Here is a 23,873-nt window from a genome sequence, read left to right on the forward strand (position 1 = left end):
GTCGGTTTTTTTCGTTTATGAATTCATATAAATAAAGTTTCTCAATTTTTTTAAGAAATAATAATGACATTTGAATAGTCGAGGTGATTTTCAATCTGAAATTAACAGTAGATAATACTATTAATGGTTAGGTTCTTAAAAATATAAGAATAGTGTAGGTAGCTTTTAGTGATGACTAGATACCGATAGCACTGATAAAGATAGGTACCCAAACTGCAGTAACCAACCCATTCACTGCCAAGCCAAATGCTGCATAACGTCCTGCTGTGTGACTGATCTGCCATGCCTCTACAGTACCAAACGCGTGAGCTGCTAACCCCAGTGCTAGACCTTTAGCACGGTCGTCATTGATACCGCGGAACAAAAAGCGAGCGACCGTACCACCTATCAATCCTGAGACGATGATAATTAGGTTAGCCATTGCCAACGGTGCTTTGATTAAATCTGCGACACTCAGGCCAATCGGCGTAGTCACAGAACGGGTAGCGAAAGCCAATAGGGTCTCATGGCTGAGTGAAAATAAGTAAGCCAACGACATAGGCAGTAATGCGCCAACGACACTAGCGATAGCGACAATTAGAGTGAGTTTTTTGACTGGTAAGCCTTTAAAGTTCATCGCCGCCAGTGGTACAGCCAGAAGTACTGTCACATATCCCAACAGATGGTCAAATACAGGTTTTGCCGCGCTGTAATAGTTGTTGTAATCCCACTGCAGTACAAATAGGAAAACAAGCACGAGGACAAGTGCGGTAATGACCATCGGTAGCCATGATAATTTACGTGCCAATACACGTGCAATTACGTGTGCTGCTAATGTCAATAATATTGCGGCTAGGGTTGCCATAAATACGCTGTCAAAAGTCATAATATTTCTCCGCAGCTCACGGCTGTCCCTTTTGCTCAGTGGTAGTCGTACTATCAGTGTTTGCAGCGTGATTGAGCCAACGATTGGCCAATAATGCCAGTCCCCACAATGGTATGAGCGTACTAACAATCATCGTTATCATCACACCCCATAGCTCATCTCCTAGAGCAAATAGTAACAAGCCTGCACCAGCAGAAACGGGTAAGAAGGCAAACCCACTATCGACTAGTAAAGTATTACTGGCCTGTGTGAGCCAGCTCGGTAATCCTTTGAGCAATCGCCACGCCATCAAGATAACAAACATCGCAACCAAACCGACAATATTGGCCGCTTTTTCGATGCCTGCCATTTGACAGAGAACGACCGCCGTTTCTCGAACAACGATGACCATGGTCAACGTTAGAATTAACGCAAGCCATAGTGGGAGATGGGGAGAGTGAGCAGCTTCATAAGCAATTCTGGCCAAGTCAGATATAAATGGATGGTGTACAAAACAAAATGCGTGATCACACCAAGAACACAACGTAGAAAATGATGCTATGCATACTGATGGTAGCAATGATTCACTTTCGAGAGATTAGCGCTATCTATCAATATTTATTGAATGTATAACAGGCGATTATATAGAGAGTGGGGCAACTAATAAAGCCTATGCACCGTGACTGGTCATATCCAAAAAAATAGACGATATCAATGGATATCGTCTATTCTATTTTAACGTACTATATAAGGGTTTGTGATCTAACAGTATGAATCAAACGTTCATTCAACTACTGTCGCAAATGACTCACTTTAACAATAGTTCTTATTTTGCAGAAATGATCATTATTTTTCTGAATCAGCTGTTTCTGAGTGTAATGCATCAAACTCGTCAAACGCCTTTTCTTCAGCCTCTGTCATGGTTGGCTCTTCAACGTCGTCAACCTTCTCAAACTCTTCGAGTACCGGCATCAGTAGTGTTGCTTGTGCAAGCGGCAATACATCGATAGGTTTCAAGTTTGCTTGACCCAGTAGCTGTCTTAGACGGTCACTTGGCAGACGAATCGTCAGACATTCACGACCTGTATCGTCGTAGCTTTCTTCTTCAATAACACCCAGTTCATATAAGGTGTTTTTGAACTGTCCAGCATCATACGGCAAGGTCAAATCAAACGTCGTCAGTTTACCTGTCAGCAGTTGCTGTACGGCAAGCGTTAGCTCTTCCATACCGAGGTTCTGTCTAGAAGAAACATAGACGCGGTTTGGCTGACCTTCGCTAGCATAGCCGATATGTGCAGGCTCGTCAGTCAAATCAATCTTGTTATAGACATTGAGCACAGGTACATCGTTATCGATTTCTGCCAATACCTCTTTAACCGCCTGAATCTGCTCGTGCATGTCTTCGCTAGAGGAATCGATGACGTGCAATAACAAGTCTGCTTCTAGTGTTTCTTCTAGGGTTGCATGAAAAGACTCAACCAGCTCATGCGGCAGATGACGGACAAAACCAACCGTATCGACTAAGACGACACGACCAACTCCCTGCCAGTCCAGACGGCGTAGAGTAGGGTCTAGCGTCGCAAATAGTTTGTCAGCAGCGTAGATGTTTTCATCGACCAAACGGTTGAACAAAGTAGATTTGCCCGCATTGGTATAGCCGACCAGTGAGATAGTCGGTACATCAGATTTTTGGCGACGGGCACGACCTTGCGCACGGGTCTGACGGACTTTTTCTAGTTTGCTCTTTAGCTGGTTGACGCGAGTCTGTAGTAGACGGCGATCGGTCTCAAGCTGAGTCTCACCCGGTCCACGCAGACCAATACCACCTTTTTGACGTTCCAAATGCGTCCAACCACGTACCAGACGCGTTGATAAATGGTTAAGCTGAGCCAGCTCTACTTGCAACTTACCTTCGTAGGTACGGGCACGCTGCGCAAAAATATCCAAAATTAAACCAGTACGATCCAACACGCGGCACTTCACTAGCGCTTCGATATTACGCTCTTGTGATGGCGACAGGCTATGGTTAAACAGTACGATGTCTGCTTCGTGTTCGCGTACCAACTCTGCGATTTCTTCTGCTTTTCCGCTACCAACGAAGTATTTGGCGTCAGGGCGTGAGCGTGATCCAGTGACTAATGCCAAACGATCGGCACCTGCTGAATCAGCCAACAGCTCAAATTCACTAAGATCATCAGGATCTTGAATTTGGCGGATGTCTAAATGTACTAAAATGGCGCGTTCGCCACCTTCATGTCTTTCAAAATAATCCAAAGAGTATCACCTATTTAATAAAGTAAATGTCTCGCCATAATCAGCTCAATAAGCTTTGACGTAGCGTTCATATGATTATCTATATATGGTCTTATCACTTGATATTAAAGCGTATTAGCATAATTAGCGATGGTTTTATGTTACAGCGTTTGCTGCGGATAATTTTTTTATAAATCTGCTTTATTACCCATTTGTATAAAAGTCAGCATTCACTGAGTGAACAAGCTATCACTGAGTGTGCGAACTTTGTTATACTGGGCTCGTTTTTTTGACTATTAAACACCCGTTATTTAATCATGAGGCGAAGATGAGCCAAGCTAAATCAAGCTTTTCACTCAGACGACAGTTGAGCCGAGGCAGACAGGTTGCTGGTATGACCACGACCATGGTCGGCGGCATACGCGCGGCGAAGCGTATCGGTGCATTTAAGCAGCCACCACGCGAGACCTTACCACGCTATATCCAGACATTCTGCCGCAAGATGGCAGGCTCTTTTGGGGTAAAAGTGGTAGAGGTGGAACCTGTAGAGCAGTTCCATGGCTTGTGGGTATCGAATCACGTGTCATGGATGGATATCCCTGTCGTTGGTACTGTGAGCCCAGCGTTCTTTTTATCCAAGGCTGAAATCGGTGAATGGCCTGTATTTGGCAAACTTGCCCATGCCGCAGGGACGCTTTTCATCGAGCGTGGCTCCGGTGATGCAAGCTCAGTATCGGCACAGATTGCTGACTTTTTAGCCAAAGGTTTTTCGATTATTTTCTTCCCTGAGGCGACGACCACTAGTGGTAAAAAAGTAAAGCGCATTCATGGAACATTGCTGCAAGCAGCCATTGACGCTGATGTGCCTATCAGACCGATCATCATCGCTTATGTCAATAAAGACGGCACACTAAGCGACGCATTGCCATACTATGGTAAGCTGACGATGAAAGAAAGTATGAAAAAAGTGCTCGATAGCAAAAACGTGACCGCTTATGTATTGCCACTCGCGCCTATAGATCCAGAGGGTCGTAACAAAAGCGAGCTGACCAATTTATTGCAAGCACGCATGAATGAAGGGTTGGCTGAGCTGCACTCAAGAGTACTTAGCGCACCAGTTGAAGACTGATTACTTATAGTTGAGCTAGTTAGAGTTGAACTAGTGCAGCTAATCTCAGCCAGTTAATAAAAGGGCGCAAATCGAAACGATTTGCGCCCTTTCTTATAGGAGATTTAATAGAGCGAACTTAATATTATTTATTCAGCAGGCTCTATTAACATCCAGTCTCTATAAAATACCAACTATGGTGATGGATTAGGTTGCTGTGTATGCACCGCTTCAATCGCTTCTAATACATCTGCTGTTAGCTCCACATTGACACTGTCGATGTTTGATTTGAGTTGCTCGGTCGTGGTCGCCCCAATGATGTTGCTAGTGACAAAGTGACGAGAGTTTACAAAAGCCAATGACATCTGCGCCATGTCCAGACCTGCATCAGCAGCTATCTTGGCATATTGCTCAGTGGCTGATTTGGCTTGCTCATTCACATAACGACCGAAACGATCATACATAGTCAGACGTGCACCAGTTGGACGTTTACCATCAAGATATTTACCAGACAATACACCAAAACCAAGCGGAGAATACGCCAGTAGACCAACGTTTTCACGATGGGCAATCTCAGCCATACCAACTTCGTATAAACGGTTTAATAGGCTATATGGGTTCTGCACGGTAAGTGGTGCAATTAGACCGTTTTTATCTGCTTCCCACAGGTAGCGCATGAGTCCCCACGCGGTATCATTCGATAAACCATAAGCACGAATACGACCTTTTTTTGATTTCATCGTTCAACGCTTGAATAGTCTCTAAAAATGGCGTTAAATCATCTAATGACTGTGCTGACATCTCTTCATCATAGCCGCGCTGACCGAAAAAGTTTGTTTTACGTTCAGGCCAATGCAGCTGATAAATATCGATATAATCAGTTTGTAAACGCTCAAGGTTGCCATCAATAGCGCTGCTAATATGCTCGGCGTTAAAGCGCGTTTGACCATCACGCAAAAAGTCCATTGGTGATATTTTGCTAGCAAGGATGACTTTGTCACGCTGTTTGGTTTTATCAAACCAAGTACCCATAAAGCGTTCGGTATCACCCTGTTTGTCTTTATCTGGTGGTGACGGGTACATCTCGGCGGTATCCCAAAAATTCACACCCTCAGAGAGTGCCATATCCATTTGCTCATGTGCTTCGGACTCAGTATTTTGCTGTCCCCATGTCATCGTGCCTAAACAGATTTTAGATACTTTTTCATCGAGTTGCGGTAAGGTTTGATACTGCATATAAGTCTCCCTTTTGGCTTTTTTTATCGATATTAATTTTTATCGTCGCGAGCTTTTATCTTAGTTAATGCCTAACGAGTTTTTGATAGTCTTTAAGTGACTACATCAATTTGATACCAGTGACACCGGGTGGTGTGACTTTGAAGATTTTTACTTTGAACAACACGTCTTGTCCAGCAAGCGGATGATTAAAGTCGACTTCGACTTGATCATCATCGATGGCACTGATCGTACCGGGCAGCGTGTTTTTACCTTTGTCTTCGAACTCAACCATCATGCCAATCTCTGGATTGTCAGCGACTAGCGCAAATTGAGTACGGCTAAAATGTTGGATGTTTTCAGGATTCCACTCACCAAATGCTTGCTCTGGTTCAAGGTGTGCGGTACGAGTGTCACCGGCGCGTAGATTCATCAGTACTTGCTCAAAACCAGGCAACAAGCTCTCATCGCCAACGGTCAAAGACACAGGTGCGTCACGATTAAAGGTTGAATCGATGATGGTACCGTTCTCTAGTGAAACTTCAAAGTGCAGCTTAACAAGGCTACCGTGAGCGATACGCGTGTCTTCGTTTGGATTAATAAATTGAGATTGAGTCATAATAAAAAACCATCGGTTACTAGAGTAAAAGAATAGAAAATAATGTGTTTGATTAAAGTGTTTTTAATTGCAGTATTATAGTGTAAGAAATAATAAGCCATCTAAGACCAGATGTAAGCGTCAATAATGTAACGCAGATGGTGTACTATAATTGGCAATTCTAAAAGATATGAGGTGTCGGTAGTGAATAAACAACAAGGCACTGTCAAAAAAATGGCAGGACGATAAAGGGTTTGGCTTTATTGAAACTGAAGCAGGCGAGTCTGTCTTCTTTCATGTGAGTGAGTTTAGGCTCAGCGCCGTCCTAATATCGGTGAGGCAGTGGTCTTTAGCATTGGACAGGATGCCCAAGGACGCAGGCGAGCCAAGCAAGTACAAGAGCTTGGGTTTGTGCAGCAAAAAATGGCACAAAAAAAATCAGCAGATTCGTCAGCGTAATCAGAAACGTAGCCACCAAGCGGAATTTGAAGCGGGTCAAAAGAAACGCTCATTTCTTGGACTGGCTTTTTATGGTGTCTTAGCTTTATTAGCAGCAACAGATAAACTAAGCTGGCTAGTGGTCGGCTGGTACGTCGTGCTAGGGATTATTACTTATGGCATGTATGCCAAAGACAAAGCTGCTGCGCAAAGTGGCGACTGGCGTACGCCTGAGTCTAAATTACATATACTAAGCGCGCTTGGCGGTTGGGTAGGCGCGCTATTGGCTCAGACGTATCTGCGGCACAAATCACAAAAGCCTGAGTTTCGGGTCACCTATTATTTGACCGTTGTCATTAATATGGCAGGCTTGCTGTTTTTATTATCAGATGGTGGGTTAGAGACTGTCACTGATTTACTATCAGCGTTGCTATAAATAATTGCATTCACGATTAGCAGTATTGCTACGTGTATGACGAAAGCACTAAAATGATCGACAAAAAAAGGTGGGTTACGACTGCGTAACCCACCTTTTTTATTTATAAATTGAATTAATGTCTCTAGCTATAGACGGTTATGAACGTGGCATTTCACGCTTCTTTTCCAAAAACAGCATATCGATGACAATCAGTACAACACCGATGGATATACCGATATCCGCGATATTAAAAATCGGATAATGCCAGACATCAGCATAATGCACATGGATAAAATCAATAACATGACCATGTAGTAAGCGGTCGATTAAATTACCAACTGCACCGCCCAACACTAAGGCTAGACCAAAAGATAACAGCGTGGCTTTGCGCGGTGCTTTAATCAGATAAATGATTAGAAATAGCGACATTAGTAATGCCAGTCCTGAAAAAAACCACTTCTGCCAACCGCCAGCATCCGCCAAAAAGCTAAATGCCGCGCCATAGTTATAAGCCAATGTCCAATTAAGAAATGGCTCAATTACCGGCACTGGATCATGAAAGGTCAGTTTGGTTTCTGCCAGCCATTTGGTCCACTGATCGATAATGACAACAACCAATGCCAATATATACCATACAAAAGCACGACTACCATTGGCCACCAGCTTTGGTGTCCTATTTGTTGACTTGGTCAGGCGACTTCTAGGCGTAGTTGAGCTACCTGTGGTTGCATGAGCAGGCTTAGGTGAATGGTCAACCTCAACCTGCGGCGGCTGGTCATGCTGGCTTTCAGGTGAGTCTGTTGGGTTAGGCATAGTGACGTACCTCGCCATCGCCACTGACATTGGTTACGCAGCGCGCGCATAGTTCAGGGTGTGCGTTATCTGTGCCGATGTCATCACGAATGTGCCAGCAGCGTACGCACTTAGTACCAGTAGCCGCGCTTACTTGGACTACTAAATCTACAGCTTCTTCGGTATTAGTGTCGGTCGCTTCTTCTGTCTGTGCGATGCTATCAGCAGGTGCTTCGCTCATTGGCTTTAGTGCAGCGTTACTAGTAATTAGTACAAAACGAAGCTCTTCATCAAGCTTGGCTAAGCTTTCATACATAGCACCGTCAGCATATAGACTCACGTCGGCAGACAAGTTGGCATTGATGATTTTTTCGCCACGTGCAGTCTCGATATGTTTGTTTACCATGTCTTTCGCGAACATGATGCGCTGCCAGTCATCATTGCTAATAGCACTTAGCTCAAACGCTGGGAACTCATACCACTCTTGAGTGAATACATAGCCGCCTTTATCTGCATCACGTTGGTTCAGCACTTCCCAAGCCTCTTGCGCTGTGAATGACAGGATTGGTGTAATCCAGCGAATCAGAGCATGAGTGATATGGTAGATAGCCGTCTGCGCAGAACGACGAGGTTGACCTTCCGCCTGCGTGGTGTACTGACGATCTTTGATGATGTCTAGATAGAAGCTACCCAAGTCTTGCGAGCAAAACGCCGTCACGTGCTGAGTGACTTGGTGGAAGTCCATCGCATCGTAAGCGCTAATGATTTGCGCTTGTACGGTTTGTGCGCGCTCAATGATGAATTTATCAAGGCTAACCAATTCATTGATATCAATGCTGTCGGTCGCTGGATTGAAGTCATCGGTATTGGCAAGCAAGAAACGTAAGGTATTACGGATACGGCGATACATATCGATCGCACCTTTAAAGACCGTCTTACCTGCGCTCATCTCATAACGATAGTCACTTGAGGCAATCCATAGACGCAGCATGTCTGCGCCTGTTTTATTGATTTCTTCTTGCGGGGTGATGATATTGCCCAGTGACTTACTCATCTTGCGACCGTTTTCATCGACCACAAAACCATGGGTCAATACTTGCTTAAACGGTGGACGCTCATACATCGCTTCTGACGTTAGCAGTGACGTCTGGAACCAACCGCGATGCTGGTCAGAGCCTTCTAGATACATATCAGCTGGATTGGTCAATTCATCACGCTGATCAAGTACCGCAAAATGCGTGGTGCCTGAGTCAAACCAAACGTCCAACGTGTCAGTTGCTTTGTCATAGTCAGCGGCTTCGCTACCTAAGAAATCTTCACAGCTAGCATCAAACCACGCTTCTACGCCGCCTTCATTGATTTTTTTGTGCCGCAGTTTCCATTAGCTCAAGCGTGTTTGGATGCAGCTCGCCAGTTTCTTTATGCGTAAAGAAAGTAATCGGCACGCCCCATGTACGCTGACGCGAGATACACCAATCAGGACGACCTGTCATCATTGCTTCGATACGGTTTTGTCCCCACGCTGGGGTCCAGTTGACTGTAGGAATATCAGCAAGCGCGCGAGCACGTAAGCCTTTGGTTTCCATGTTGATAAACCACTGAGGCGTAGCACGGAAAATAATTGGTGACTTATGACGCCAGCAATGCGGATAGCTGTGCTCAATTTTGGTATGGCTGATTAAATGACCATTGTCATGTAGGGCAGCGATGATTTTTGGATTGGCTTTATAGATGTGCTCGCCTGCAAATACAGCAGCGCTATCTAAATAAACGCCTGTACCGCTTACTGGGTTTTCCACTGGTAAGTTGTATTTTAGACCAACGATATAATCGTCTAAACCGTGACCAGGTGCAGTATGTACCAGACCAGTACCACTATCAGTAGTCACATGGTCGCCCAAGATGAGCGGTACTTGACGGTCTGCAATTAGTGGGTGCTGGGCATGTAAGCCTTCAAGCTCGCTGCCTGATACAGTTGCTAGGATGCCGTTATTTTCTAGTTTAAGTTCGTTTAGCGCCGTTTCTACAAGATCCGCTGCGAGTAACAGATTGCCTTTTTCGGTCGCAACCACGCTATAGTTATGCTCAGGATGTACTGAGATAGCTTGGTTGGCAGGTAGTGTCCATGGCGTAGTTGTCCAAATAACAGCAGCGATGTTATCTGCGATATCAGCCAGTGCGGCTACTTTATCCGTACCGAGCACATCAAAGCTGACATAGATCGCGTCAGAGACTTTGTCTTGATATTCTACTTCAGCTTCTGCTAGGGCAGAGCTACAGTCCAAGCACCAGTTGACCGGCTTCATACCGCGAGTCACATGACCATTGTCATATATTTTGGCAAGCGCACGTACGATGTTGGCTTCCTGATGGAAGTTCATGGTCAGATAAGGGTTGTCCCAATCACCAAACACACCTAGACGCTTGAAGTCTGCTTTTTGCAATTCAATCTGAGTGCTCGCATATTCGCGGCATAGACCACGGAATTCGGTAGCAGACACTTTTTGACCAACTTTACCAACCTTGGCTTCGACTTTTTGTTCGATTGGCAGACCATGACAATCCCAACCAGGGACATAAGGCGCATCAAATCCTGACAAGGTTTTTGATTTTACAATAATATCTTTTAGTACTTTATTGACTGCGTGACCCAGGTGAATCTGACCGTTGGCGTATGGAGGCCATCGTGCAAAATATATTTGGTCGCACCAGCACGCGCCTGACGAATTTTACCGTACACGTCATCTGCTTCCCAAGCAGCTAACCAATCTGGCTCGCGTTTGGCAAGGTTTGCGCGCATCGCAAATGGCGTATCCGCAAGGTTCAGCGTGTCTTTGTAATCTTGGCTTGGTGTGTCAGTGCTTTTATCAGTCATAGAAGGTATCTTTTTAAAAGGTAGGTTTGTGTGTCGGTTCAAAACCGGATACAAGGCTCGATGTTCAATGTAGTTCAATATAGTGCTGAGGTTAATGCTGTGTCGATATTATTCAATTACTAATAGTAGGTATATTGCTCATCATAGTCGGTTTATCAACCATCATGTCAATAAATACCCATTATCGCTCATTAGTCGGTAAATAGTTACGTCAATAATAAATGGTAACGAGACGATTGCAACATAAAATATGCTAGCAAAAATAATTCAAAAAAAAGATTTAGATCGGCAGCTATTATATGACAAAAAGGGTAGGGTAAAAAGAGCTGTGCGAGGTCAGCCCAATTTTGTCCAATATCAATCGTTTATCTACGTCGTATATCCTTAGCACGGACGTAACTATAAGCACTTTAAATAATGATTTATTGAAATATAAAGTACGGCTCAAGTGCTAAAAAACAGATGCTAACCACAAGCGCAGTTTCAATGACCATAATGGCTGAATCCCTGTTAGCCCTTGTGTCATCTCGCCATTCTCTAATACCACATAAGACGGTGTGACTTGTCCTTGCCAATCTGCAAAGATATTGCCTTGTTGATCGTTTATGGTGGTGAAGTCAAACTGATGTTGATCGAGGTAGCTGCGCAACTCTTGGTTTGAGCCTGACTGTACGGCAACAGTGACCACGGGATAATTATCTGCTGCTAACTTATTAATGGTGGGTGAGGTAAAGCTACAGACTGAACACCACGTACCCCAAAAGTATACCAGTGTCGGCCGCTCGTGACTCATCGCTGCTAGATCGATACTTTGTCCTTGGTAATCGGTCAGTTGCAATTGAGGATTGGCAGGCATGACAGGCTGTCGCCACCAATTGATCACGCTATAGATCACGACAAACATGAGACCGTATAACATTATCGTTTTAAGTATCGAAACTATCTTTCGCTTCGGCTGCTTCTTTGGCTTTACTTCTTTTTGCTCAATATCAGTCGTCATGACATCCGCTTTTTGGTTTGCATATTGTTCTCAGTTATTTTCAAATAATGGCTTATCGTCACTGCTTATCTTATCGTGATTGCCTATATGGCCATTGCACAAAGAGTAGACATTAGATAAAAATAAACGGCTGAAAATCAGCCGTATTATTTATAAAGTCTACTATAAGTGTGCTACGTCAACCTATTATGGCTTTTGTGCTCGGTTTTGTAATGGATCACCAATAAGCACGCTGCCTGAATTTTCAAGGCGCTGCTCATCACTCAATTTGCTCGCTGGCACTTTGGCCTTGCGCTTCCATTTTAAACTGAACAAATCATCACGGCGGTCGATTAAGTTATGTACTGAGCCTTCATGACGAACGTGAGTAAGCTTGTCTAAGTTTACATCAGAGAAGAATACCATCTCCGTGTTGGCAGTGGTCTCTGCCATAATCGCATCATGTGGGAACGCAAAGTCTGAAGGTGAAAAAAATCGATGACTGAGCATACTGAATATCCAAGCTCTCAACTTGCGGTAAGTTACCCACTGACCCGCAAATCATCACATAGCATTCGTTTTCGATAGCGCGGGCTTGCGCGCAGTGGCGAACACGTAGATAGCCGTTCTTGGTATCAGTCCAGAAGGGCACAAACAAGATATCCATGTCATCAAGTGCCATTAGACGTGCAAGCTCAGGGAACTCAACATCATAGCAGACCAAGATACCGATACGACCCGCATCTGTGTCGAATACTTTGACTTCATCGCCACCTTCGATTACCCAAGCGCTACGCTCATGCGGAGTAATATGAATTTTGCGTTGCTCTTCAACGGTGCCATCACGGCGGCACAGATAGCTGACGTTGTATAAGGTATCGTCTTCATCTAGTAACGGCATCGAACCGGTAATGACGTTGACGTTATAACTGACGGCTAAATGCGAGATTTCATTTTTGAACCACTCGGTATAACCCGCCAAAAATCGAATGGCAATATTTTGATCGGTTTCTTCGCATAGACCCATCAATGGCGCATTGAAAAACTCTGGTAAGCAGGCAAAGTCTGAGTTGTAGTCAGCCATGATGTCGACAAAGAACTCAACCTGTTGCAATAGCTCCTCAGGTGATTCGACTTCACGCATCTGCCACTGAATACCACCAATACGCACTTCAGACTTACGAGTATTAGGCTTATAGTCTTTAGGCTCATAGTAGATATTTGCCCACTCAAGCAAGGTAGCAAAGCCTTTTGATTGTTTATCATCTGGCAGATAAGCGGTCAAGATACGCTTAACGATAAAGCCATTAGATAGCTGGAACGACAAAGCTGAATCGTGAATTTCACGGCTTTCAACGGCATCAATATATTCGCCTGGAGTCAGATCCTTGTGATTATGATAGTTAGGTATACGCCCGCCAGCTAAGATAGCGCGGAAGTTCAACTGTCGGCATAACTCCTTGCGTGCATCATAAAGACGACGACCGAGACGGTAGCCGCGATAATCAGTCGATGAGTGCATCTAAACCATAAATGGCATCACCTTCTGGATTGTCTCTAATGATTTCTTTTTGCCCAATCAAATCATCATAGGTATGTGGATTTGAAAACTTGGCATAGTCAACGCGCATGGAGAGCACGATACCAATCAGCTGATCATGATCAAACAAAGCAATCTGACCTTCTGGAAAAGCATCGATTAAAGTATGAATGGTTGTCTTTGACCAAGCGCCACCCAAGTTTACATAGACACGATCCATCAAGGCTTTTAATTGTGGATAATCTTTTTTTCTTAATCTCAGCAATCGTGAGGTGAAAATCATCTAGTTTTTCCATCTTACTCATAATTTTCCTGTTTTAAATAGCTATTGAATGTAGTGTTATCAAATAATGGGGTCATAGCAAATTGATATGCCGATTTTTGTGCAAAAAAAGTAATAAAAACATTCCAATAGGAAGATATTGTCGTTACAATAATTTATTGCCGTATTTACAATAGGTTATGTTGATATCTTAGGCTGTTTTGCTCACTATATTTCGTAATGATTTTGGCTAATATAGAGGACTAAAGGATAGCGAACGCCGCATTCTATACCACTTTATACCTATTGGGTTTGTGAGCACCGATAAGCGCATAACCCTGCATTATCATTGTACCTGCGACTGTCTTGCTATTTATTATCTCAATATAGAATCTAAATAATATCTATCAGCACCTTTTGTTTTGCTTGTTATCATAGCAAGCTGTAACGGTAATAACAGTCTCACGTAGTAAATATTTGCTACGTTTTTGTGAGTCAATTTTTTTGGTTCAACTCAGGCATAGTATTGTGTTGCTTGTATCGTTTAGCCGTATCTCATCGGCTTCTTAGGATTATTTTATTATGCCTTTAAATCATACCAATAGAATCATGAAGTGGGATGACATAGATGACTCCGCTTTGGTTCAGTTGGTTTATGTCAGTACGCTGACTCTTGGCTCGCGTCTGAGCACCTCTATTTTTGATGAAGTAGAAGGCCACGCACGTAACTACAATCAGCAGCATAACATCACAGGCACGCTATGCTACGGCAATGGTCACTTCCTGCAATGTATTGAAGGTAAAAAGTCAGACGTATTTAATCTGCAAGAGCGTATCTTCGTCGATAGTCGTCATAAGAATGTAGAAGTATTGCTACTACAAGTTATCAATCATCGCAGCTTTGCCGACTGGCGTATGCGTTTGCTGTTTTTAGAGCGTTGGTTATGGTCGCCCGCAACCAAGAAACAGGCTGTACAATTATCTCCGTTTTTACCATTTGCGCCGCACGGTTGGTCATCTGATCGGACCGAACAGTTTTTGCAAATTATCAAAACTTTCGATAGTCCACCTCATATTAAGGCGGCAGGTATTACTTATAATGCATTGGGTAATATGGTGCGTCATATCGCGGCACCGCATCAGGCATTTCTGATTATTCAAGGGTTTTTGAGCATACTACTGGTCGTCGCATTGATACTGTTATATTTATAGATTGTAGTTTTTGCGAATTATAAAGCCAAAAAGACGCTAGCTCTCGGGTTAGCGTCTTTTTTTTGGGTTAAGCGTTTAGAGTACTAATCACATATCAAAAATTTTACCGCGGTTCATAATGTTATTTGGATCGAATACTTTTTTTGACTTCTCGTAAATAATCAATCTCCGTCTCACTGCGGCTATAGTGCAGGTACGGCTTCTTCGTCATACCAACCCCATGCTCAGCAGACACTGAACCGCCATATTTCTGTACCGTCTCAAACACGTATTTATTGACGACCTGACACTCTGCAAAGAAATCATCCTTATTCATATTCTCAGGTTTTAAGATATTCAGATGCAAATTACCATCGCCGATATGACCGAACCAACAGACTTCAAAGTCAGGATAGTTGCTGCTAACAATATGATCAATCTCTTCGATAAAGGTCGGTACGTGACTTATTAGTACAGACACATCGTTTTTATAAGGGGTGAATACTGAGATAGTCTCAGAGATATACTCGCGCAGCTTCCACAGCTCTGCTGCTTGTGTGAGGTTTTGGCTCATGACACCATCGACCACCCAGCCTTGTTCCATACAATGCTCAAATATGGCCATGGCTTTGTCCATGATTGGCTCATATGGTGCTTCAAACTCTAATAGCGTATAGAACTTGGTACGCGATTCAAACGGTTCTTGTACTTGACCATGTGCCATCAGCTTATCAATCGCCACATCGTCAAAGAACTCAAATGCCGTCAAATCAATCTGCGCTTGAAAAGCAGAGAGTACGTTCATCACATCGTTAAAGCTGTCCATGCCAAGCACCATGACGTTTAAGTCTTGTGGTTGACGCTCAAGCTTAATTTGCGCATGAGTGACAAGGCCAAGCGTGCCTTCACTACCGATAAACAGTTGACGCAAGTCATAACCAGTAGCGTTCTTTACCATACCGCGATTCAGCTGCAAGATATCGCCTTTACCCGTGACGACAGTCAATCCCATAATCCATTGACGGGTCATGCCATAGCGAATGACTTTGATACCGCCAGCATTGGTACCGATATTGCCACCGATTTGACTAGAGCCTGCTGAGGCAAAGTCGACAGGGTAATATAGGTCTTTGGATTCAGCGAATTCTTGCAACTGCTGGGTGACGACACCGGCTTCGACTTCAACTATTCGATCGGCAGGATAGAACTGTCCAATCTGGTTCATTTTATCCATACTAACGACTATCTCGCCATTAGCAGCCACGGCACCAGCAGACAGGCCTGTACGACCGCCACTTGGGGTGAGGACGACGTTGTGCTCATTGGCCAGCAGTACGATAGCCTGTACTTGTTCAGTGGTCTTTGGAAAGACGATGGCAGCAGCAGCAGGCGCAAAATGCTTGGTCCAGTCTTTGCCCCAATGCTCTAAACTTTCAGCATCAGTTTTGATTTGGGTCGGATCGAAATCATGGGTATCAGTGAGCGTGCTCAAGATGGTTTGCACGGCATTGGTTTCGGATGTGTTCTGAGCGGTAGTTGGCGTCATGGTCAAATCTCAATATTGGCGTAAGCACGATGCTGGGACTGCTTATTATATAGTGAAATAACTATAAATTCAGTGATGAGTCAGCTCGTAGAAGTAATAAGTGGGTGATAATTTTTACCTATAATAAGAGGTAAGTAATAAATAGTTGATTCGATCGGTTTCAAACAGAATAATTCACTATAGCATAAAAATTTTTCAGGCTTGATAACCAATAATTCATCTAATCTGCTAACATCGACCTCAAATTTTGTGTAAGATATCGGGACTGTTTTCGTTTCATCCATCATAGATTATCCAACAGGTAATCTTATAAAACAATTATAGGACAGTTCTCATATGGCGTTATCACTACAAAAAGACAAAATCCGGTTTTTATTGCTTGAAGGTCTACATGACAATGCCCTAAAAGTATTGGAAGGAGCTGGTTATCACAACATCGAGAATATCAGTCACGCCTTAGATCAAGACGAGCTGATCGAAAAGATCAAAGATGCTCACTTTATAGGTATTCGTTCACGCACTCAGTTGACGCGTGAAGTGCTTGAGCACGCACATAAGCTTATCGGCATTGGTTGCTTTTGTATTGGTACCAACCAAGTAGATCTAGACGCCGCTCGTGATCTTGGTATCCCTGTCTTTAACGCGCCATTTTCGAACACCCGTTCGGTAGCTGAGCTAGTATTGGCCGAAGCCATTATGCTGTACCGCGGTATTCCTGAGAAGAATGCAACTGTACATCGCGGCGGCTGGGGCAAGTCTGCGACCAATTCACACGAAGTGCGTGGCAAGACTATCGGTATCGTCGGTTATGGCTCTATCGGCTCGCAGCTGTCTGTCTTAGCAGAAAGCTTTGGTATGAAAGTCATTTATCATGATGCTGTGACCAAGTTGCCACTAGGCAACGCGGTACAGGTTGGTAGTCTAGAAGAGCTACTATCAACGGCTGACATCGTAACATTGCATGTACCTGATGTACCAAGCACTCGCTATATGATGAAAGCTGAGCAGTTCGCTCAGATGAAAGAAGGCAGCTACTTTATCAATGCGGCTCGCGGTACGTGCGTCGAGATTGATGATCTGGCGGATGCGCTTGAGTCTGGTAGAATCTTGGGCGCGGCTATTGATGTGTTCCCAAAAGAGCCAAAATCAGCTGACGAAGAGTTTGAGTCACCACTACGTAAGTTTGATAATGTGATTTTGACGCCACATATCGGTGGTTCAACACAAGAAGCACAGGCCAATATCGGACTGGAAGTAGCAGATAAGTTCGTTAGATACTCTGACCAAGGTGATACAGCGACTGCTGTGAACTTCCCAGAAGTTTCTATCCCGTTCAAAGAAAACTCGCATCGTCTACTACACATTCACAAAAACGTGCCAGGCGTACTGTCTCAGATTAACCGCTTATTTGCTGAAGCTGGCATTAACATCCTAGCGCAGAGCCTGATGACAGAAGGTGATGTTGGTTATCTAGTGATGGATGTCGATTACAATGATTCGACCGCTGCACTAGACCAATTAAAAGATGTAGAAGAGACTATCCGCGTACGTATCTTATTCTAATATAGTCACTCCATTATAAAATTGGATTAACTATATCAGTGCTAATAGTTTTGATAGTCACTAAAGATTTATCATAAAAAAGAGAGGTTCTATTGATTAGAGCCTCTCTTTTTTTATTTCACTTCTTTTTTTATTGTACTAATGCTAAGTTTAATTGGCTTTAGTATTGTTTGCAGCTTCCGCTTGTAGACGCGCTTCCGTCTTAGCAGCTTTACGTTTTTCGATTACATCCATCACGTCACTACCGATATGGGCTTCGCCACGCTTTTTCGCTAGCTGCATTTGGTGCTCACGCTCACGGAAACGGGCTTTCTGCTCGTCGGTCGCTTTGTCGATACAGTGTGGGCATGACTCGCCTTTGATATAGGCAGGGCTTTGCATCTCCTCAGCGGTGATTGGCATACGGCAAGCAAAGCATTGCTCGTAGCTGCCTTTTTCTAAGTTATGGTTTACTGACACACGGTTGTCAAAAACAAAGCAGTCGCCTTGCCACATAGAGTCACTGGCAGGGACTTCTTCAAGGTATTTTAGGATACCGCCTTCTAAATGATAGACCTCTTCAAACCCTTGCTCGCGTAAATAGGCAGTAGATTTTTCGCAGCGGATACCACCTGTACAGAACATCGCCACTTTTTTTTATGCTTGGTTGGATCTAGCTCTTTTGAAACGTATTCTGGAAACTCGCGGAACGTTTCAGTGTTCGGATTGACTGCATTTTGGAAGGTGCCGATTTGCACCTCATAATCGTTACGCGTATCGATCAAGGTGACTTCAGGATCTGAGATCAACGCATTCCACTCGCTTGGCTTTACATAGCGACCAACGGACTCCAATGGGTCGATATTCTCGACACCCATAGTGACGATTTCTTTTTTTTAGCTTCACCTTAGTGCGATAAAAAGGCTGTGCGTCAGTATAGGATTCTTTGAAGGTAAACGTACCAATCGCCTCAATACTACGCAGGTAGTCAAGTACGGCATCGATACCTTGACGCGTACCAGAAATCGTACCATTAATGCCTTCGCTTGCAAGTAACAACGTACCTTTCACATCGTGATCGAGCATAGTGTTTAGGATAGGCTCACGATATTGCTCAAAATCAGCAAAGCGCGTGAACTTATATAGTGCGGCAACGACGATATTATTAGTTACACTATCGTATACAGGGGCTGATTTATTGTCAGTTGTAGTAGGGCTGTGAGTGGTGCTATCTTGGATATTGCTACTTTGAGTGGTACTCATGTTTTTCTCCTGCTGGCTAGGTCGTAAACCTAGTGCGTTGGGTTAACAGTCTGGTTCAAACGAACACGTTATTGTGTCATCCTCGCTTGATGTACTTTGGGTACAATCTGCGCTCGGCTTTCTTATATCGCATTCATTTGAAATAGACTTTGTCAGTTCGAAATGGGTTATAACACTAGTCTAATTGTGGAATTGGCCAATGCGCGCGTAGTGTAGCAAATTTTAGATGGGTTTTGAATATTTTAAAAGTTAATAGCATCGTTAAGCGTATACATAACTCATTAAGTGATCTGCTCTAAGCTGTAATAGCTTTTAGGCGTTTATCCTATGAGTAGGGCTTGCTATAGTAGACATTTATCATTATCTGTTCTGTTTATTTCATGATAAAGGCAACTAATTATATTTATTTTAGCCATCACCATCGAAAATATATTAACAAGATCCATAGTTCCTTATAGAGCTATAAATCGTGCAAAATTTGTGACGAGTAGAAAATAAGAGATTGCATGCCAAAAACAAAACCTAATAAAGTTTTAAACCTAACTTGTCCTCATGAAAGTTGTCATGAGTCGTTTGCTGTCCCTTTAATCGAAAAAGGAATACTATTTTGTCCACATTGTAATCACAGTCTTTTGACGGAGAAACCAGTTGATGTAGATCAAATCAACAAAGTAAGTATCGTTGAAAATAGAAAATCTAAATCATTTTTACATCACTGGCCCTATTTCGCATGGCTGTCGCTATACGCAATTCTTTTAATTATGGCAAAAATATATAGTTGGACGGATATCATGGACTTATATCTGATTGCGATATTTCTTGTAGGTTCCATAATATTTGAGAGGTATAAATCTCATTATAACAGTGTGTTATACCGCCTAAAACATAATGAAGTTGAGTTCAAGGCTGGTGTTGATACCTTATCTAACATTAAAAGGTTTTCTGAAATTAATACTGATTATGTAAATAATGAGGGTGTATTAAACCATAGTAAGTGCCAATTCAATAAAGTAGAAATGCCAGTTCTAAAAAAACTGTCCCCATTGTAAGTCGCAAATGGTTGTAAAATTGCAGCAGATGGTTGATTGGCAGAAAAACCTTTACTCTAAATACGATATTTATCGCCCAAAAGGAGTTCCAGATAGTGAGTACTGCAGTGTCACAAGGCGTTATGTATCGAGGGATACCACACTGTCTAATATATTCCTATGCTTAAATTGTCACACTCATTATAGTTGGCTATATATTTCAAATGAGCATTCAACCATAGATGAGGAAGATGCACGACAATTATGCAAAATGTAGGCGTAAAATCCAAGATTTAAAGGTAGCTATCAAATAGACGTTATCGTTCTTCATTATTGTGGAATGTAGAATAGTAAGTCTTGTCCTAATCTACTTTCCGAGCGGTATAAGCAGAGAGGTCGAATATATCGATAAGACCAAAGCCAGCATACCGATCATACTAATAATGAGTGTTAAAGTTGATAAGAGCTTTGATGGGCGTTGTAGTGTAATAGCCGAAAGTGTTAAACACACAACAGGAACTATCGACCACCATTCAATGGTACTAAAAACAAACTTAGTATAAGCTGTTTGTTCTACGCCAAAGCTTATCCAAAGTGAGATAAAACGTTCAATGAATTGTGGTTGTGCTATGAAATAAATGAAGAATGACTGTATTGTGATACAAGTCATGATAAAAATCCAAAAAAATTACTTTTTTCATAATATGGTTCAGTACTGTTGAGAAGTAATATTAAAGGGTGTAATGCCTTAAATATAAAAAATCCAGCTCAAAGGCTGGATTTTTATTGCTAAAATAAATAGCTATAGATTTACTTACTCTGGAACCAAGTATCCGCTTTGCTACGGGCACTAGCAATGTCTGAGCTTGATAAGTTCAATGCCAACTGACCAATTTTGCCGCGAGCTTTGTTGCGGACTTTTTCATCTAGCATGCCATCACGGGCAGCCAAGTCATACCATTTATAGGCATCGACCAGATTTTTTTTGCTTTTCATCCAATAGTGCAAGCGTGTAACTGGCACGATTATCGCCACGCATTGCAGCTTTTTCTAACCACAGACGAGCTTGTTGTAAGTTAGGCTGTACGCCTTCGCCGCGCAAATACATGATGGCAAGATTCAACTGAGCAGGAGCAACGCCTTGCTGAGCCGCTTTTGTATACCACTGGATTGCTTGTTGGGTATTTTGCGCAATACCTTCACCTTTTTGCAAACGCTTGGCCAGATAGAACTGTGCGTGATCGTTACCTTGGGCGGCACGACTAGACAGCTCGCTCACAGGCATAAGCTCAAAACGTGAGGTATCAAGCGGTACGTTTGATATTAACTCAGCATTGGCTAAACCAGCACAAGAAAATAATGCAGTAAACAACGCAGCTTTTAATAATTTCATAGCAGCTCCAAAATTAGGCAGTTAATAAGCAAAAAAATTGTACCGCTAAACATTGTCTCGCGAAAGACAGTTAGACGGCGATAACAATTAGGTGGAATCTTGCGATATAAACATACCTAATCATTAGCAATTTGGTTTATCGTTTTGTCTGTGTTTTGACCATGACCAAACAGATAAACGGTTGTAATAGGGGTGTCATCGACACTATTTTGCTAGCTTAACACCCAAACTTACGAAACTCAAATACTAATTACAAGAATTAATGGCCGGCTATACCTTATTGTCTTCAATAAAATCATACAGTTACTTAAGGGTAAGAATAACTTAAGACTACATTAAGGTTTCAATTGAGCGTATTTGAGCTTTATTATCCATTTAAAAGGAGCATTAACAGTTGTTATTACTCTGGCTTTTGTTTGGTCACCCGATAGATGGCGACATCTGCCAATAGGTTAGGCGCTTGTCTAATCAATGAGGTCATCAGCGGTGAATGACCTCTGTCAGAGTCGCTGACAGCGAAGCGATTGATAATATGAATATCATGCTGCGCACATAACAGTTCAAAATCTTTAAAGGTACATAGGTGAATATTTGGCGTGTTATACCATTCGTAAGGAAGCGCTTCAGAAACGGGCATCATACCTTTTAGCCCTAAATGGATACGGTTTTGCCAATGCGCAAAGTTAGGGAAGGTGATAACTGCTTCACGGGCGACTCTCAGCATATCAAGCAACAACTCATCAGGTGCTTTTACTGCTTGTAGGGCACGTGCCATGACGACCGTGTCAAAGCTGTTATCAGCAAAGCGCGCTAGACCATCGTTGAGGTCCTGCTCGACAATTGATAAGCCATTACCAATCGCCTCATTGATTTTGTCTTCATCAATCTCTAGTCCGTAACCTGTTACACCTAGTTTCTGCTGTAAGTGGGCAAGCAGCTCGCCATTGCCACAACCTAAGTCCAGTACATGTGCTTGCGGCGCAATCCAGCGCTCTGCCAGTTGGTGATCCATTCTCATGAGCGTTCTCCTGTGGCTGAGCGGCTAGGGGTAATAAATGGCGCAGTCAAAAATCCTTTAACCGCACCCATGTAGCGAGGAATATCAAATAAGAAGGAGTCATGTCCGTGCGGCGCGTCAATATTGATATAGCTGACTGGTTTGCCAGTGGCCATCAGCGCATCGACAATCTCTTGCGAGCGCTCAGGTGCAAAGCGCCAGTCAGTGGTGAATGAAACGACTAGATACTGGCATTGTGTATGGGCAAAAGCTGCTTTGAGCGCAGAAAGCTCTTGCTGACGATCAGATTCAATATCCTCAATCGTCGTTACCGCATCTTCTAACTCACTCTGTGCATTCGCTTTGCTAGATTCGACTGACGCCGCGATTGAGTCTTCTATTTGCACTGCCGACTCTGTAGTATCTTTTGCTACCGTTGATGGATAGTCGCGTATTGGATAGTCGCGCGTCGGATCAAAGTAATCTAAGGCTTTGGTCATGAGCAGATAGGTATTGGCATCGAAGTTTTCACTAAAGCGTTCGCCTTGATAGCGTAGGTAGCTTTCGACCTGAAACTCGACATCGTAGCCATACATGAATTTACCTGATTTTAAATCACGGCCAAATTTGGCTTTCATCGCGTCATCAGTTAGATAGGTAATATGGCCAACCATACGCGCCAATATCAGTCCGCGACGAGGATAAGTGCCTTCTTGTATATAGCGTCCGTCTTTAAAGTCAGGATCGGATAATATAGATTGGCGCGCCACTTCGTTAAAGGCGATATTTTGAGCAGATAGCTTTGGCGTACTGGCAATGACCACACAGCGTTTTAATCGCTCTGGATAATCAACAGACCATTGTAGCGCTTGCATACCGCCCATTGAGCCGCCGACAATGGCGTGCCAAACGTCGATGCCTAAACGATCTGAGAGCATTGCTTGAGTTTTTACCCAGTCTTTGATAGTGATCAGCGGGAAATCAGGGCCATACACTTGCGGCTCATCGCTACTATTTGAATCAACGCTGTCCGAACCAACGCTATCAGGGTTAATAGTGGTAGGCCCTGTTGAACCAAAACAGCTACCGATATTATTGACACACACCACATAGAACTGATTGGTATCAATTGCTTTATTGGGGCCAATCATATTGTCCCACCAGCCTGCTTTTTTTGTCATCAGCACTATGGAAGCCAGCTGCATGATGATTGCCCGATAACGCGTGGCAAATCAGAATTGCATTTGATTTGTCGCTATTGAGCGTACCGTAAGTCTCTACCATCAAGTCAAACGAGGGCAGGGTACGGTTGCATTCTAACGTTAAGGGCTCAGCAAAATGAAAATTCTGGGGCGTAACGACACCCACAGATCCTACAGCACTGTCGGTATTGGCTGAGCTATTAGGGTGAGGTTGTGAATTAGGATGCTGGTCACTGGTATTATCAGAGCGTGCGTTCAAAGTTACCTCGCAAGACTACAATCATCAATAAAATAAAAGCAAAATGGCATGTTGTTAACAGGCTATTTTACCTACACGGTTTTTATAAACTGGGCCTGCCTATTGTATGGTGATGCGCGTTGGAGTACAA

General features: G+C 43.3%; 15 protein-coding genes and 6 pseudogenes. 5 read left to right on the top strand and 16 right to left on the bottom strand.

The features are described from left to right. Positions 1–175: 175 nt before the first annotated feature. From TT11_RS10815 to hflX, 3 genes are all read right to left on the bottom strand, one after another. Positions 176–865 carry an LrgB family protein gene (locus TT11_RS10815; protein WP_101204237.1) on the bottom strand — a complete coding sequence of 230 codons (690 nt, stop codon included), beginning with the start codon at positions 863–865 and terminating at the stop codon, positions 176–178. A gap of 16 nt (positions 866–881) precedes the next feature. Beyond that, positions 882–1,256, bottom strand: coding sequence for a CidA/LrgA family protein (locus tag TT11_RS10820; protein WP_261870473.1), 375 nt, complete (start codon positions 1,254–1,256; stop codon positions 882–884). Positions 1,257–1,690: 434 nt separating this feature from the next. Beyond that, a complete protein-coding gene (hflX, locus tag TT11_RS10825; RefSeq protein ID WP_057758442.1) occupies positions 1,691–3,118 on the bottom strand; it encodes a ribosome rescue GTPase HflX in 1,428 nt (475 codons plus the stop codon). Positions 3,119–3,425: 307 nt separating this feature from the next. Between hflX and TT11_RS10830 the strand changes: the two genes are divergently transcribed. Continuing rightward, positions 3,426–4,226, top strand: coding sequence for a 1-acyl-sn-glycerol-3-phosphate acyltransferase (locus TT11_RS10830; RefSeq protein WP_057758444.1), 801 nt, complete (start codon positions 3,426–3,428; stop codon positions 4,224–4,226). Positions 4,227–4,399: 173 nt separating this feature from the next. Here TT11_RS10830 and TT11_RS10835 read toward each other — a convergent pair. Together TT11_RS10835 and TT11_RS10840 are read right to left on the bottom strand one after the other, a co-directional pair. Next, a pseudogene (locus tag TT11_RS10835) lies at positions 4,400–5,441 on the bottom strand (aldo/keto reductase). A gap of 100 nt (positions 5,442–5,541) precedes the next feature. After that, a complete protein-coding gene (locus tag TT11_RS10840; RefSeq protein ID WP_261870456.1) occupies positions 5,542–6,039 on the bottom strand; it encodes a peptidylprolyl isomerase in 498 nt (165 codons plus the stop codon). A 343-nt stretch (positions 6,040–6,382) separates the two neighbouring features. On the opposite strand from TT11_RS10840, the gene TT11_RS10845 reads away from it, so the two are divergent. After that, entirely contained in the window at positions 6,383–6,892 is a 510-nt protein-coding gene (locus TT11_RS10845) for a DUF1294 domain-containing protein (RefSeq protein ID WP_261870457.1), read from the top strand. Between the two features lie 138 nt (positions 6,893–7,030). On the opposite strand, the gene lspA is transcribed toward TT11_RS10845, so the two are convergent. The 6 genes and pseudogenes from lspA to TT11_RS10875 form a co-directional block, all read right to left on the bottom strand. Further along, entirely contained in the window at positions 7,031–7,687 is a 657-nt protein-coding gene (gene lspA / locus TT11_RS10850) for a signal peptidase II (RefSeq protein ID WP_261870458.1), read from the bottom strand. After that, positions 7,680–10,541 (bottom strand): annotated as a pseudogene (gene ileS, locus TT11_RS10855) (isoleucine--tRNA ligase). Before ileS ends, lspA begins: the two are co-directional and overlap by 8 nt. A 451-nt stretch (positions 10,542–10,992) precedes the next feature. Continuing rightward, on the bottom strand, positions 10,993–11,541 hold the full coding sequence (locus TT11_RS10860) for a protein disulfide oxidoreductase (protein ID WP_261870459.1): 549 nt from the start codon (positions 11,539–11,541) through the stop codon (positions 10,993–10,995). Positions 11,542–11,727: 186 nt separating this feature from the next. Continuing rightward, positions 11,728–11,973 (bottom strand): hypothetical protein, encoded by a 246-nt coding sequence (locus tag TT11_RS10865; RefSeq protein ID WP_261870460.1) that lies wholly within the window; start codon positions 11,971–11,973, stop codon positions 11,728–11,730. Between the two features lie 7 nt (positions 11,974–11,980). Beyond that, entirely contained in the window at positions 11,981–13,042 is a 1,062-nt protein-coding gene (locus TT11_RS10870; protein WP_261870461.1) for a carbon-nitrogen hydrolase family protein, read from the bottom strand. Next, positions 13,026–13,343, bottom strand: a complete 318-nt coding sequence (locus TT11_RS10875; RefSeq protein ID WP_261870462.1) for a hypothetical protein — start codon at positions 13,341–13,343, stop codon at positions 13,026–13,028. Before TT11_RS10875 ends, TT11_RS10870 begins: the two co-directional genes overlap by 17 nt. A 561-nt stretch (positions 13,344–13,904) precedes the next feature. On the opposite strand from TT11_RS10875, the gene TT11_RS10880 reads away from it, so the two are divergent. Continuing rightward, entirely contained in the window at positions 13,905–14,534 is a 630-nt protein-coding gene (locus TT11_RS10880) for a BLUF domain-containing protein (protein ID WP_114701153.1), read from the top strand. An 87-nt stretch (positions 14,535–14,621) separates the two neighbouring features. Here TT11_RS10880 and TT11_RS10885 read toward each other — a convergent pair. Then, positions 14,622–16,059 (bottom strand): annotated as a pseudogene (locus TT11_RS10885) (FAD-binding oxidoreductase). A gap of 336 nt (positions 16,060–16,395) precedes the next feature. On the opposite strand from TT11_RS10885, the gene serA reads away from it, so the two are divergent. Then, complete coding sequence (gene serA, locus TT11_RS10890) at positions 16,396–17,622, top strand: phosphoglycerate dehydrogenase (protein ID WP_201547948.1); 1,227 nt, start codon at positions 16,396–16,398, stop codon at positions 17,620–17,622. 150 nt (positions 17,623–17,772) lie between these two features. On the opposite strand, the pseudogene TT11_RS10895 reads toward serA, so the two are convergent. Continuing rightward, a pseudogene (locus TT11_RS10895) lies at positions 17,773–18,864 on the bottom strand (rhodanese-related sulfurtransferase). Between the two features lie 506 nt (positions 18,865–19,370). Here TT11_RS10895 and TT11_RS10900 point away from each other — a divergent pair. Further along, positions 19,371–19,913, top strand: a complete 543-nt coding sequence (locus TT11_RS10900) for a hypothetical protein (protein ID WP_261870463.1) — start codon at positions 19,371–19,373, stop codon at positions 19,911–19,913. Between the two features lie 789 nt (positions 19,914–20,702). Here TT11_RS10900 and TT11_RS10905 read toward each other — a convergent pair. The 3 genes and pseudogenes from TT11_RS10905 to TT11_RS10915 form a co-directional block, all read right to left on the bottom strand. After that, positions 20,703–21,285, bottom strand: a pseudogene (locus TT11_RS10905) (tetratricopeptide repeat protein). Positions 21,286–21,685: 400 nt separating this feature from the next. Next, the gene (gene metW, locus TT11_RS10910; protein WP_261870464.1) at positions 21,686–22,303 is read right to left on the bottom strand and encodes a methionine biosynthesis protein MetW; all 618 of its coding nucleotides are present in this window, start codon (positions 22,301–22,303) and stop codon (positions 21,686–21,688) included. After that, positions 22,300–23,650 (bottom strand): annotated as a pseudogene (locus tag TT11_RS10915) (homoserine O-acetyltransferase). The gene metW and the pseudogene TT11_RS10915 overlap by 4 nt, the downstream one beginning before the upstream one ends. Between the last annotated feature and the right edge of the window lie 223 nt (positions 23,651–23,873).

Source organism: Psychrobacter sp. JCM 18901, from assembly GCF_000586435.1.
Lineage (GTDB): Bacteria > Pseudomonadota > Gammaproteobacteria > Pseudomonadales > Moraxellaceae > Psychrobacter.

Coding starts and splice junctions, on each gene's coding strand:
- TT11_RS10900 (WP_261870463.1), top strand. CDS start 19,371: ATGCCAAAAACAAAACCTAATAAAGTTTTAAACCTAACTTGTCCTCAT.
- metW (WP_261870464.1), bottom strand. CDS start 22,303: ATGAGAATGGATCACCAACTGGCAGAGCGCTGGATTGCGCCGCAAGCA.
- TT11_RS10840 (WP_261870456.1), bottom strand. CDS start 6,039: ATGACTCAATCTCAATTTATTAATCCAAACGAAGACACGCGTATCGCT.
- TT11_RS10815 (WP_101204237.1), bottom strand. CDS start 865: ATGACTTTTGACAGCGTATTTATGGCAACCCTAGCCGCAATATTATTG.
- lspA (WP_261870458.1), bottom strand. CDS start 7,687: ATGCCTAACCCAACAGACTCACCTGAAAGCCAGCATGACCAGCCGCCG.
- TT11_RS10860 (WP_261870459.1), bottom strand. CDS start 11,541: ATGACGACTGATATTGAGCAAAAAGAAGTAAAGCCAAAGAAGCAGCCG.
- TT11_RS10820 (WP_261870473.1), bottom strand. CDS start 1,256: ATGGTCATCGTTGTTCGAGAAACGGCGGTCGTTCTCTGTCAAATGGCA.
- TT11_RS10845 (WP_261870457.1), top strand. CDS start 6,383: ATGCCCAAGGACGCAGGCGAGCCAAGCAAGTACAAGAGCTTGGGTTTG.
- TT11_RS10880 (WP_114701153.1), top strand. CDS start 13,905: ATGCCTTTAAATCATACCAATAGAATCATGAAGTGGGATGACATAGAT.
- serA (WP_201547948.1), top strand. CDS start 16,396: ATGGCGTTATCACTACAAAAAGACAAAATCCGGTTTTTATTGCTTGAA.
- TT11_RS10875 (WP_261870462.1), bottom strand. CDS start 13,343: ATGATTTTCACCTCACGATTGCTGAGATTAAGAAAAAAAGATTATCCA.
- TT11_RS10865 (WP_261870460.1), bottom strand. CDS start 11,973: ATGGCAGAGACCACTGCCAACACGGAGATGGTATTCTTCTCTGATGTA.
- TT11_RS10870 (WP_261870461.1), bottom strand. CDS start 13,042: ATGCACTCATCGACTGATTATCGCGGCTACCGTCTCGGTCGTCGTCTT.
- TT11_RS10830 (WP_057758444.1), top strand. CDS start 3,426: ATGAGCCAAGCTAAATCAAGCTTTTCACTCAGACGACAGTTGAGCCGA.